Source organism: Clostridioides sp. ZZV14-6153 (assembly GCF_020657855.1).
Lineage (GTDB): Bacteria > Bacillota > Clostridia > Peptostreptococcales > Peptostreptococcaceae > Clostridioides.
The window spans coordinates 40,182-52,367 of record NZ_JAGWCZ010000013.1; the positions used below are offsets into that span (position 1 = coordinate 40,182).

General features: G+C 29.7%; 14 protein-coding genes. All 14 read right to left on the reverse strand.

Annotation, left to right across the window (positions count from 1 at the left end; genetic code table 11):
* A complete protein-coding gene (locus KGF46_RS15015; RefSeq protein WP_227436243.1) occupies window positions 1-228 on the reverse strand; it encodes an AtpZ/AtpI family protein in 228 nt (75 codons plus the stop codon).
* Between the two features lie 200 nt (window positions 229-428).
* Window positions 429-866 carry a deoxycytidylate deaminase gene (locus KGF46_RS15020; protein WP_227829080.1) on the reverse strand — a complete coding sequence of 146 codons (438 nt, stop codon included), beginning with the start codon at window positions 864-866 and terminating at the stop codon, window positions 429-431.
* 227 nt (window positions 867-1,093) lie between these two features.
* Complete coding sequence (gene yqeB / locus KGF46_RS15025) at window positions 1,094-1,909, reverse strand: selenium-dependent molybdenum cofactor biosynthesis protein YqeB (protein ID WP_227829081.1); 816 nt, start codon at window positions 1,907-1,909, stop codon at window positions 1,094-1,096.
* 291 nt (window positions 1,910-2,200) lie between these two features.
* On the reverse strand, window positions 2,201-2,830 hold the full coding sequence (gene upp, locus KGF46_RS15030) for a uracil phosphoribosyltransferase (protein WP_227829082.1): 630 nt from the start codon (window positions 2,828-2,830) through the stop codon (window positions 2,201-2,203).
* Window positions 2,831-2,865: 35 nt separating this feature from the next.
* A complete protein-coding gene (gene rpiB, locus KGF46_RS15035; protein ID WP_227829083.1) occupies window positions 2,866-3,318 on the reverse strand; it encodes a ribose 5-phosphate isomerase B in 453 nt (150 codons plus the stop codon).
* 16 nt (window positions 3,319-3,334) lie between these two features.
* Complete coding sequence (locus KGF46_RS15040) at window positions 3,335-3,784, reverse strand: low molecular weight protein arginine phosphatase (RefSeq protein ID WP_227829084.1); 450 nt, start codon at window positions 3,782-3,784, stop codon at window positions 3,335-3,337.
* A gap of 16 nt (window positions 3,785-3,800) precedes the next feature.
* Window positions 3,801-4,841: an L-threonylcarbamoyladenylate synthase gene (locus tag KGF46_RS15045; protein WP_227854799.1), complete on the reverse strand. Its 1,041-nt coding sequence runs from the start codon at window positions 4,839-4,841 to the stop codon at window positions 3,801-3,803.
* Between the two features lie 28 nt (window positions 4,842-4,869).
* Window positions 4,870-5,550, reverse strand: coding sequence for a ZIP family metal transporter (locus KGF46_RS15050; protein WP_227829086.1), 681 nt, complete (start codon window positions 5,548-5,550; stop codon window positions 4,870-4,872).
* A 128-nt stretch (window positions 5,551-5,678) separates the two neighbouring features.
* Window positions 5,679-6,743, reverse strand: coding sequence for a peptide chain release factor 1 (gene prfA / locus KGF46_RS15055; protein ID WP_227829087.1), 1,065 nt, complete (start codon window positions 6,741-6,743; stop codon window positions 5,679-5,681).
* A 43-nt stretch (window positions 6,744-6,786) separates the two neighbouring features.
* The gene (gene prmC / locus KGF46_RS15060; RefSeq protein ID WP_227829088.1) at window positions 6,787-7,638 is read right to left on the reverse strand and encodes a peptide chain release factor N(5)-glutamine methyltransferase; all 852 of its coding nucleotides are present in this window, start codon (window positions 7,636-7,638) and stop codon (window positions 6,787-6,789) included.
* A gap of 17 nt (window positions 7,639-7,655) precedes the next feature.
* A complete protein-coding gene (locus KGF46_RS15065) occupies window positions 7,656-8,549 on the reverse strand; it encodes a DUF1385 domain-containing protein (protein ID WP_227829089.1) in 894 nt (297 codons plus the stop codon).
* A gap of 144 nt (window positions 8,550-8,693) precedes the next feature.
* Window positions 8,694-8,894 (reverse strand): 50S ribosomal protein L31, encoded by a 201-nt coding sequence (gene rpmE, locus KGF46_RS15070; RefSeq protein ID WP_003421397.1) that lies wholly within the window; start codon window positions 8,892-8,894, stop codon window positions 8,694-8,696.
* A gap of 151 nt (window positions 8,895-9,045) precedes the next feature.
* Window positions 9,046-10,671: a transcription termination factor Rho gene (gene rho / locus KGF46_RS15075; protein WP_227842869.1), complete on the reverse strand. Its 1,626-nt coding sequence runs from the start codon at window positions 10,669-10,671 to the stop codon at window positions 9,046-9,048.
* A 499-nt stretch (window positions 10,672-11,170) separates the two neighbouring features.
* Window positions 11,171-12,136 carry a UTP--glucose-1-phosphate uridylyltransferase GalU gene (gene galU / locus KGF46_RS15080; RefSeq protein ID WP_227839024.1) on the reverse strand — a complete coding sequence of 322 codons (966 nt, stop codon included), beginning with the start codon at window positions 12,134-12,136 and terminating at the stop codon, window positions 11,171-11,173.
* Window positions 12,137-12,186 lie beyond the last annotated feature (50 nt).

Sequence of the window (12,186 nt, forward strand, 5' to 3'; positions counted from 1 at the left end):
TCACTTCCTTCGTGTATATACTATTAGAGTTTTATAAACACCACTAAAAGCACCTCCAACCCCTAACAGTAAAAATATTATTGTTAGAACTGGACTTGTATTTAATTTACTATCTAAAAATTTTCCTAAGAAAGTACATCCTAATATTGATATTACAATCATCAATCCTATTTGACTTATTAAACTAAACAGCTTTGCAATTTCCATATGTGTATTTTTTTTACTCATAAATAGTATCCCTCATTATTACAAAATAAATAACATGTAATTAATCTATATAATAAATTTATTTAATTATAAAATATATCTTACTACTAATCTGATTATTTTTCAAACACTTTCTTTTAATCATTTCATGAGCATGTATTTCAGTGTCAAATTTTATCATTTATTGTCACCCTAAAATTATTCACTAAAAAATTTATCTACTAGAATTTTATAAGTTCTATTCCTGCTTCTTTTAACAATTCTGTAGACATATCATCTGGATAATCACCTTCATAAACAATTTTCAATATCCCTGCATTTATGCACATTTTTGCACACAAAACACAAGGTCTTGTAGTAACATATAAAGTTGCTCCAGCCACACTAATACCATTATGAGCAGCTTGTATTATAGCATTTTGCTCAGCATGCAATGCCCTACACAGTTCATGTCTTTCTCCTGAAGGAATATTTAGTTCCTGTCTTTTACACCCAATATTTTCACAATGTTCAAGATTTCTTGGAGAACCATTATATCCAGTTGTTAGAATTTGTTTATCTCTTACAATAACAGCTCCGACTTGTCTCCTAATACAAGTTGAACGCTTTTTTACCACTTCTGCAATTTCCATAAAGTATTCATCCCATGATGGTCTCATAATTTACTTTTCTCCTCTTTGTTTATGTACTGGTCTCATATATATTTATTAGATTTCTTCCTAAATAAATACTTATTTTTATATTATATACACATGTCAATTGAATGTCCAATAAAAAAAGAGCATTTTTACCATTTAAATTTTAAATACCCGTTATATGCTCTCCTTAATCTATTAAATTTATTATATCACCTTAATGAAATATTAATAGTCTTATTTATTATAAATTAATTTATTGGATAGATTCCATTTTTTAATATGGCTTCTAAAACTCCTCCAGCTATACATCTAGCTTTATCTGATATCGTAAAAGCATTCTTGACTTCCTCTTTTCTAGGGTCTATGTCTAATATTTTTAAATTTTTATTTACTTTCGCTCCATCTTTTAGTAATCCTCTAAGAACTCCAGATATTGTTGCTCTAATTTCATATTTTTTTCCATAATCATTAATATAACAAAGTAAATCACCCTTTTCAACTATATCGCCTATCTTACATACATTTTCCATTATTCCACTATGTTCTGAGTGCATTACTCTTTCTTTGGAAATCCCTTTTATTGCACCTGGTATTCCTGTATTTTTTTCAGCTCTACCACTAGTTATTATTCTTCCTAGATTATGACCTCTCATTGTCTCTATGACCACATCAACATCTTCTCCTGCACAAAATCCAGGCCCTAAAGCTATTGTAAGTGGAGCCATATCTTTAGTTGTACCCAAATTTTTTTTGGCTAATATTCCGTCAATCAAAACAACTGGATTTATCTTAGATAATTTTTCCCCTTTTGGGTCTACAATAAGTGCTACTTTATCTTGAGATAACGTTTTTTCGATTTCGTCTTCGTTTTTACAAAGTTTACACTCTACACCTTCAATAGTAACTTCTTTTTCATAGACAGCCTCACAAAAAGAAACCTGTCTTCGTATAGCTAAAGGCTCTTCTATTTCTAATGCAACCACTTTAAAACCACTATTGTGTAATTTATATATAACTGCTGTTGCTAAATCTCCAGCTCCTCTTACTACTATACAATTTGTCATGTATTATCACTCCCAATAATATCATTAATATTTTAATTTAAACTCAATTAATACATATCAATTTAATCGTAAGCAACTAACATGCCATATTTTAAGTTATTAATAAGTTATAAACTCGTGTAAAATAGCCATTCTTTTTTAATTGGTAAAAGCTTTTTATTCTCAATTCGAGAAATTTATCAATTCAAGAATTCTTATTCTGAGAAAATACATATAAAAAGGAACTTCCTTATATTAAATAATTTTTACTATATAAGAAAGTTCCCAATAAATATTTATAGTTATTAATTTTTATTTAGTTCCAAATAATCTGTCTCCAGCATCACCAAGACCAGGAATTATATATCCATGTTCATTTAATTTTTCATCAATTGATGCAACATATATATCAACATCATCATGATATTTTTGTACTTCTTGTATTCCTTCTGGAGCAGCTACTAAATTAGCTAATTTTATACTTTTAGCTCCTTTAGATTTAAGTAAATCTATTGCTGCAACAGCAGAACCTCCTGTAGCAAGCATAGGGTCAACTACTATTATATCTCTTTCTCCTATGTCTTGAGGAAGTTTACAATAATATTCAACTGGTTTTAATGTTTCTGGGTCTCTATATAATCCTACATGACCAACTTTTGCTGCTGGCATTAAACTTACTAATCCATCTACCATTCCAAGCCCTGCTCTTAAAATTGGAATTATAGCTAATTTTTTACCTGCAACAACTTTAGATGATGTTTTTTGAATAGGCGTCTCTATTTCTATATCTTTTAATGGTATATCTTTTGTTATTTCGTATCCCATTAACATTGCAATTTCAGTTAAAAGTTCTCTGAAATCCTTAGAACCAGTATTTTTATCTCTCATTAAAGTTAATTTATGTTGTATTAATGGATGGTTTGTCTCTACCACTTTACTCATTTTGATAATTCCTCCTGATAAAACTGTAATTTTTATTATTTATTGTGTTTTTCTTCTATTGCTTTAATCATATTTACTCTTCTAGCATGTCTATCACCTTCAAAATCTGTGCTAATCCAAGCCTCAACTATTTCAAGTGCTAAACCTTTACCTAAAACTCTTTCACCTAATGACAACATATTTGCATCATTATGTGCTTTTGACATTTTTGCAGAAAATACATCTGACACAACTGCACATCTTATTCCAGGAACTTTATTGGCAGCTAGAGATATACCTATCCCTGTACCACAGCATAATATTCCATAATCTACCTCTTTATCTATAACTGCATTTGCAACTATTTCTCCATAAGCAGGATAATCAACAGAATCTGTAGCATTATTAGTTCCATAATCTACACATTCAATACCTTTTCTTTCTAAATAGTTTATTATCTCTTTTTTTAAATTATATCCTCCATGGTCACAGCCTAATCCTATTTTCATTTCTTTATCCTCCATTTTATATATTTTTTACTATTTTGTTGACAGAATATATTATTTCTTTCATAGTATCTCTATAAGTATCCAAACTTCCACCAAATGGGTCAGATATATCTGACTCATCCTGATTTGCGAACCCTTTAAAAGTATACACTTTTTCTTTGCATTTTGGAACTGCTTGGACTAAAATTTCTTTATGAGATTTAGTCATTGTTAGTATAATATCTGATTTATCTATTAAATCTTTAGTGATTACTCTACTTTTATGCTTTGATAAATCTATTCCAAGTTCTTTTAAAGCTTCTATAGAGTTTTTAGAAGCATCCATACCATTCACTGTAGATATACCTGCTGAAGATATACAATATTCTTCAATATTTTTTCCAGACTCTTCAATAACTTTCTTTAATATAACTTCAGCCATGGGACTTCTACAAGTATTTCCTGTGCATACAATAAGTATATTCATATTTCACAACTCCCTTTTAAGCTTTTATTACTTTATATCCTGCTGACTTAAGTAATCTATTCATAATTGCTTGTCCAACACCACTCTTAGGAAATTCCTCTGAATATATGACATCTATACCTTTTTTATCCATTTCTATTAGAGCATCAAACAAATTACTTGCTACTTCCTCAAGAGTACTTCCCAAATCTATTACTTCTCCATTATAAAACTCTTTATTTCTACTAATACACATTACACCTGTTTTTAGACCTTTTTCTTTATTAGATTTTATCATATCATTAATCTTTGTTGCTACATTTTCTCTTTTTCCAGATATAATATATACATCTGCATTTGGTGAATAATGCTTGTATTTCATTCCTGGAGCCTTGGCTTTTTGATTATCTTCTTTTTTACTTAATGATGGGTCAAGCCTTACTTCGCCAAGAAGTTCTTCTAAAACTTCTTTAGTTATACTTCCAGGTCTTAATATCATAGGAATCTCACTTGTAAGGTCTAATACAGTCGATTCCAATCCAAAGTTACTATCTCCTCCTAAAACTATTCCATCAACTCTTCCATTCATTTCTTCATATACATGTTTCGCTTTTGTTGGAGATGGTCTCCCTGATATATTTGCAGAAGGAGCTGCAATAGGTACACCTGCTTCTTTTATTATTGCCCTGGCAATAATATGAGAAGGCATTCTTATTGCAACTGTATCAAGCCCTCCACTAGTTCTATATGGAATTATATCTTTTTTATTTAGTATTATGGTTATAGGCCCTGGCCAAAGCTTTTCCATAACAAGCTTAGCTTTATTACTTATATCTTTAGCTAAATCACAAACTTCTTCTTTTTCATAAATATGGACTATAAGCGGATTATCACTAGGTCTTCCTTTAGCTTCATAAATCTTCTTTACTGCACTTTCATCTAATGCATTTGCACCTAATCCATACACTGTCTCAGTTGGAAAAATAACCGTTTTACCTTCTCTAAGAAGTTTTGCTTGTATTTTTATTTCCTCATAATCAATATTATTTATATCAATATTACTTATAATAGTCTTCATCTTTCGTATGCCTGCTTTCATTTTAATTTTAGATATAGTTTACAATTATTGTACCTAACAAAAAACCAACTATACAATACACACTTTTTGAATGTGGAAAAATTTCTTCCAATACAACATACATCATTGTACCTCCTGCTGTAGCAAGAAATACACCTATAAGAGAAGTAAACACTCCTCCAAAATAAACACCTAAAAAACTTCCTAGACCCATAGGTAATCCAGCTATTATTGTAAATAAAATAACTTTACTCATCCTCATTTTATTACATACCAGACCCAATGCCATAGCTAACCCTTCTGGTATATTATGTAGACCTATTACTATAGCAAGAGTGATACCTAAACTTTCAGTTGACATAAAAGAAGAACCAATAGCTAATCCTTCTGGTAAATTATGTAGTAATATACTTATGAATATAAGATATCCAGATGCCATGCTTCCAGATACATCCAATCTTGTTTTTATGTACATAGTTATGAGAGCTCCAACAAATGTAAATATAACTGTATTGATTACTCCCATTTTATCCATAGATTCTTTCATCAAATCAAATACTACTACAGCCAACATTATTCCGCCAGATAATCCCATAAAGAAATTTAGGTATTTATCAACTTCTCTTTTGAAGATAGCTGATATGACTCCCCCTAATCCTGTCCCTATAACACCTGCCAAAAGTCCAATCATCGTTACTTTTAGTATCATATAACCCTCCTGTACTTGTATATAACAATTATATACAGTAGAATATGATAACATGACCTAAAATGCAAAATAGCTGTTTCAAAATAGAAAATAATTTCTAGAAAGAAACAGCTCTTTTAAAACATTCCTTATATTGCAGTCATTTTTTCTGTTTGGTCAACAGTAATTAAAGCGTCTATCATTTCATCTATATCCCCATCTAAGAATGCATCTAGCTTATATAAAGTTAAATTTATTCTATGGTCACTTATTCTACCTTGAGGGAAATTATATGTTCTTATTCTTTCTGATCTGTCACCAGTTCCGACTTGGCTTTTTCTTTCTGCTGCTATATCTTTGTGTTGTTCTGCCAATGCTTTATCGTAAAGTCTAGCTTTTAATATTTTTAAAGCTTGCTCTTTATTTTTTAATTGTGATTTTCCATCTTGGCAAGATACTACTTCACCTGTAGGTATGTGTGTTACCCTAACAGCAGAGTCAGTAGTATTGACACTTTGCCCTCCATTACCTGAAGAACGGAAAACGTCTATTCTTAAGTCATTTGGATTTATGTCAACTTCTACATCTTCAACTTCTGGTAATACTGCAACAGTAGAAGTTGATGTGTGTATTCTTCCACCAGATTCAGTTGATGGTATCCTTTGAACTCTATGAACTCCAGATTCATACTTTAATCTTGAGTAAGCTCCTTTACCTTTTATCATAAAAGATACTTCTTTATATCCACCCACTCCAGTATCACTAGCACTTAATAATTCTATTTTCCATCTTCTTCTCTCAGCATATCTCGAATACATTCTAAATAAATCACCTGCAAATAGAGCTGCTTCATCTCCTCCAGCTCCACCTCTAATTTCAACTATAACGTTCTTATCATCGTTAGGGTCTTTAGGTAATAGTAGTATTTTTATTTCTTCTTCTATTGGAGTTACTTTTTCTTCCATTTCAGATAACTCCATTTTTGCTAATTCTCTTAACTCTTCGTCTGACTCTTCTTGTAAAATTTCTTTTGATTCCTTTATACTATCTAAAACACTTTTATACTCTCTGTATTTCATGACAATAGGCTCTAAGTCAGCATGTTCTTTTATATACTTTTGCCAAACTTTTTGATCATTTATTACATCAGGATCACCTATTTTTTCACTTAAGTCTTTATATGTATCTTCCAATACCTCTAATTTTTTTAACATACTTTCACCTCGATTAAATGTAACATATCAATTGTTGATTATATCATATATTGTAGCCTATAACAACTCTATCAATGCCTTGTATATCCTTCTTTGTATATATTTGTTTATATCCATTACTTTTCATAATATTAATTACATCTTCAGCTTGATTATGACCAACTTCATATGCTAATATTCCACATTCATTTAAATATTTCTTTCCTTGTTCTGTTATTTTTCTATAAAAATCCAATCCATCTTCTCCACCCTCAAGCGCATTATATGGCTCATAATCCTTAACTTGTGTGTGTAATGTTTCTATATCTTGCTTTTTTATATATGGTGGATTTGAAACTATAATATCAAATTTTATATTACTATCATTTAATGCTGTAAATAAATCTGATTTGATGTACTCTATTTTTTCATCAACTTCATTTATAATAGCATTTTTCTTTCCTATTTCTAGAGCTATTTCTGATATATCAAAAGATGTCACATTGGAATTTTCAATGTATTTTGCTAAACTGACTGTAATAGCACCTGAACCAGTACCTATATCTAGTATGCTTACATTTTTTCCATCTTTACATATTTCAATTATTTCTTCTACTAAAGTTTCTGTATCTGGTCTTGGGATTAATACTCCTTCCTTAACAAAGAAATCTAGCCCCATAAACTCTCTCTTTTCAACTATATATGCTATTGGTCTTCCATTTATTCTTTCTTCTGCAAAACCTATAAATTTTGTTTTCTGTTCTTCAGCTAATTCCTTATTTAGATTTAAGTGAATATACAATCTATCAACATCACCTAATGCTTTTTGTAATAACAATTCTGTATCTAGTCTTGGAGTATCACTTATATCTTTAAATTCCTCTGAATATTTAATAATTATATCTTTTATCGTCATAATAAATACCCTTTTCTTTAATCTACTACTGCCTTTAATGCTTCTAAAGCTACTTCTAACTGCTCATCATCAGGCTCTTTAGTTGTAAAGTATTGCAACATCATACCTGGATATGCAATAATCTTAGTGAATCTATTGTCATATCTTCCAAGAATTCTAATTACTTCATAAGATAATCCTGCTACTATAGGAACACATATGATTCTCATAAATATCCTAAGTATTGGATTTGGCCAACCAAAAAATGCAAACAATATTATTGATACAGCCATAACTATAAATAAAAAATTTGTACCACATCTAGGATGAAGCCTTTTAAATTTTCTAGCATTTTCTACTGTAAGTTCCAAATTATTTTCATAACAATATATAGATTTATGCTCTGCACCATGATATTGAAATACTCTTTCTATATCCTTACTTCTAGAAATTAATACTATATATGCAAATAATATAACTATCCTTATAATACCTTCTATTAAATTGAGCATAAAATCACTAGGTATTACCTTAGAAAAAGCCCCTCCTACTAGTGTAGGTATAAAAATAAATAAACCAGCAGAAAGTATCATCGCTATAACCAAGGAAAAGACTATAAGTATATCATTTGCCTTGTCTTTAAAAATCTTCTTCATAAATAAATCAAATTTGTCCTCTTCAGCTTCTTCCATAAAGAACTCTGAAGAAAAGTTCAAACTCTTTATTCCTTGAATCATTGTATCTATCATAACAAAAGAACCTCTAATAAAAGGTATCTTATCTATATTCTTATCTCTTACCCAACTTTTTATTCTATCTTCTTTTAAGGCTATTTCTCCGTCACTTTTTCTAACAGCTACAGCTCTTTTATCTTTTGATTGCATCATTACGCCTTCAATAACAGCTTGACCACCTACAGATTGTTTTCCCATCCACTCACCTCATTCAATTGCATTTTAAATACTTGATTTAACATATTTATTATTATAATACAAAAAGACAATTTAAAGTAGAATATGAATCTTTTTTTGTAATAAAATAGGAGTTGGCTTCCTCCAACTCCATTTTTATAAAAATTAGTCCATTTTGAATCTTTTTTTGAATTTGTCGATTCTTCCACCTTTTTCTATGTTCTTTTGTTTTCCTGTATAGAATGGATGGCACTCTGAACATATTTCAACTTTTATTTCGTCCTTAGTTGAACCAGCAACAAATGTGTTCCCACAAGCACAACGCACTTCAACTGGATTGTATTTTGGTTGTATTTCCTTTTGCATTATAGTCACCTCTTCTCTTTATTTAAAAAAATTAATTATATTAACTTTCTTTTTACATTATCAACTACATTATTATAGCACAACTTATTATGCCATTCAAGTGATTTTTCTATTACTTTATATAATCTATTTTTACAATTATTCCTTGATTTTACAAACTCTTTATCGATTTTACAAATTCTTTATTGTCTTTAGTTCTTTTTATAAGTTCAATGACTTTATCTGTAATTTCCATCACTGAATTATTACTCATTTCTCTTCTTAATCTCCAAAGAGCTGTTTTTTCTTCATCATCAAGCAATAAGTCATCTCTTCTTGTCCCAGACTTATAAATATCAATTGCAGGGAATATCCTTTTTTCAGCTAATTTTCTATCTAAATGTAATTCCATATTTCCTGTACCTTTAAATTCCTCGAAAATTACATCATCCATTCTAGAGCCAGTTTCAACTAGTGCTGTTCCTAGTATTGTCAAAGAACCACCTTGTCTTATATTTCTAGCAGCTCCAAAGAATTTTTTAGGTCCATGAAGTGCACCAGGGTCAATACCTCCAGATAAAGTTCTACCTGTAGGAGATATTGTAAGGTTATATGCTCTTGCAAGTCTAGTTATACTGTCTAGTAAGATTACTACATCTTTACCGTGTTCAACTAGTCTTTGAGCTCTATTTAATACCATTTCTGCAACCTTAACATGATGACTTGATACTTGGTCAAAAGTAGAATATATAACATCTCCTTCAATAGACTCCTTCATATCAGTAACTTCCTCTGGTCTTTCATCTATAAGAAGGACTATAAGTTCAACATTTGGATGGTTTTTAGCTATACTGTTTGCGACACTTTTTAAAAGAATTGTTTTCCCAGCTTTTGGAGGTGCAACTATCAATCCTCTTTGTCCTTTACCTATAGGAGAAATTAAATCTATAATTCTTGTGGCTATCTCATTTCTATTTGTCTCCAGTGTAAGTCGTTCTTCTGGAAAGATTGGTGTCAATGTCTCAAATGCATTTCTTTGTATAGCTGTATCAGGGTTCTCATCATTTATCTTTTGAACATATAAAAGTGCTCTAAACTTTTCTCCACTTTTTGGATGTCTAGTTATACCCTTAATCTTATCTCCTGTTTTCATATTAAATCTTCTTATTTGAGATGGTGAAACATATACATCTCCTTCAGTAGATAAATAATTTGAGCCTCTTAAAAAACCAAATCCATCTGGTAAAATCTCAAGTACACCGACTACTTCATCTTCCTTTGATGTGTTAAATTCATCTACTATCTTAGATTCATCTACTTGTTTAGGCATATAATAGTTTTTATTATTATTTCTGACCATTCTATTACATGTATTTGATGCCTTATTGTAATCATTTGTACTTGATGTCTTATTATAATCATTTTTTTGGTTTCTGTTATCTTGGCTTTGGGAAATATTCTGATTATCTATTTCTTTTTTGTTATATGATTTGGCAGGGCTCTTATATTCAACTTCTTTTTCTATGCTTTCGTTCTCTATATTTTCTTTTCTATTTTTCATGTCTTCTTTTATATTTTCATTTTTATCTTTATCTTTAATTTCTTCATTTGCTTTTATCTCATTTGTTTTTACTTCATTCTTGCTCTTAGAATTTATAATCTCAATTAGCTCATTTTTCTTATATGTAGTAATTGATTTTATTTTTAATTCTTTTGCTATTTCTCGTAGTTCAACTAATGTTTTACTACCCAATCCTTCTAATACTTTATCATCTAAAATCAAAAAAATCCTCCTCATCTATATATTCATTTATATATATACTTTTTTTGGAAATTGAAGGCATGAAAAAGAAAAGTTTTATTCAAACAGTTAAGTCTAATAATATCACTATTTATACATTATGGTCAATAAATAAAATTTAAAACATTATTGTCCATTATATTTATTATATCTCAAGTCCAATCTTAGCACGCTTCTATAAATTTATCACTATATTTATATCTTATAATAATATTTTCCCTTAAAATATGCAACTGTTATAAAAATTATTTTTTATCTTTATAAATTCTAAAAACCATATATAACTAGAATTCTGTAAATTTTTGACTACATCAAGTTATATATGGTTTTTATATTTATGTATACCACAGTAGTTATTTATTTCTATAACATAGCTGCAATCATACTTAAAACAGCTGTTATACTTGTTAATACAAGAACACCCACAATCCCAACAGCTATTATTCTATTAATCTTTTTTTGACCTGATTTTGCCACACTACATCACCTTTCCTAATTATTTTTGAATTTCGAGCTCCTTAATTTCGCAAATCTTATCTGAATCTATTTCTTCATTTGTATTATTGTATAACACATTGACATCTTTATCAAATTCATTACAAACATGTCTTAGATACTTAATAAAATCTTCCTTAAGGTCTTCTTTCTTTAGAGCAAAATCGACAGTCGCTTCTAAAAATCCTAATTTATCACCAACATCATATCTCTTACCCTCAAAGTTATATGCATACATGGCTTCCTTTTTAGATAATACTTTTAAAGCATCTGTAAGTTGTACTTCTCCACCTTTGCCTGGAGGTAAATCCTTAAGGATATCAAATATTTCGGGAGTTATTATATACCTACCTAAAATAGCTATATTTGAAGGTGCCTTCCCTGATTCTGGTTTTTCTACCATATCTTTTACTTTATAAACCCTGCCCTCTATATTTTTAGCTTCTATTATACCATATTTATTAGTATCTTCTGGATTCACTTTTTGCACACCTAATATTGTAGTTCTATACTCTTCATATGCGTCTGTTAATTGTTTTAAACAAGGCACATCATTGTCTACAATGTCATCTCCTAGCATTACAGCAAAAGGCTCATCACCTATAAAGTGTCTAGCACAATAAATCGCATCTCCCAGTCCTTTTGGTTCTTTCTGTCTTATATAATGTATATTAATCATGTTAGATATGTTTTGTACTATTTCTAACAACTCTTTTTTACCTTTTTTTTCTAAATCAAGTTCTAATTCTACAGATTTATCAAAGTGGTCTTCAATAGATTTTTTATTTCTGCCTGTTATTATTAGTATTTCCTCTATTCCTGAAGCTACAGCCTCTTCTATTATGTATTGTAGAGTTGGTTTATCAACTATTGGTAACATTTCTTTTGGTTGTGCCTTTGTCGCTGGCAAAAATCTAGTACCTAAACCTGCTGCTGGTATTACAGCTTTTTTAACTTTAACTTGCATAGAATCATCTCCCACTAATTAATAGATAAAAAGTCCTATTATATAATAGG

Excerpts from the sequence above, each read along its gene's own strand:
- KGF46_RS15015 (WP_227436243.1), bottom strand. The coding sequence starts at position 228 with ATGAGTAAAAAAAATACACATATGGAAATTGCAAAGCTGTTTAGTTTA.
- KGF46_RS15020 (WP_227829080.1), bottom strand. The coding sequence starts at position 866 with ATGAGACCATCATGGGATGAATACTTTATGGAAATTGCAGAAGTGGTA.
- yqeB (WP_227829081.1), bottom strand. The coding sequence starts at position 1,909 with ATGACAAATTGTATAGTAGTAAGAGGAGCTGGAGATTTAGCAACAGCA.
- upp (WP_227829082.1), bottom strand. The coding sequence starts at position 2,830 with ATGAGTAAAGTGGTAGAGACAAACCATCCATTAATACAACATAAATTA.
- rpiB (WP_227829083.1), bottom strand. The coding sequence starts at position 3,318 with ATGAAAATAGGATTAGGCTGTGACCATGGAGGATATAATTTAAAAAAA.
- KGF46_RS15040 (WP_227829084.1), bottom strand. The coding sequence starts at position 3,784 with ATGAATATACTTATTGTATGCACAGGAAATACTTGTAGAAGTCCCATG.
- KGF46_RS15045 (WP_227854799.1), bottom strand. The coding sequence starts at position 4,841 with ATGAAGACTATTATAAGTAATATTGATATAAATAATATTGATTATGAG.
- KGF46_RS15050 (WP_227829086.1), bottom strand. The coding sequence starts at position 5,550 with ATGATACTAAAAGTAACGATGATTGGACTTTTGGCAGGTGTTATAGGG.
- prfA (WP_227829087.1), bottom strand. The coding sequence starts at position 6,743 with ATGTTAAAAAAATTAGAGGTATTGGAAGATACATATAAAGACTTAAGT.
- prmC (WP_227829088.1), bottom strand. The coding sequence starts at position 7,638 with ATGACGATAAAAGATATAATTATTAAATATTCAGAGGAATTTAAAGAT.
- KGF46_RS15065 (WP_227829089.1), bottom strand. The coding sequence starts at position 8,549 with ATGGGAAAACAATCTGTAGGTGGTCAAGCTGTTATTGAAGGCGTAATG.
- rpmE (WP_003421397.1), bottom strand. The coding sequence starts at position 8,894 with ATGCAAAAGGAAATACAACCAAAATACAATCCAGTTGAAGTGCGTTGT.
- rho (WP_227842869.1), bottom strand. The coding sequence starts at position 10,671 with ATGAGGAGGATTTTTTTGATTTTAGATGATAAAGTATTAGAAGGATTG.
- galU (WP_227839024.1), bottom strand. The coding sequence starts at position 12,136 with ATGCAAGTTAAAGTTAAAAAAGCTGTAATACCAGCAGCAGGTTTAGGT.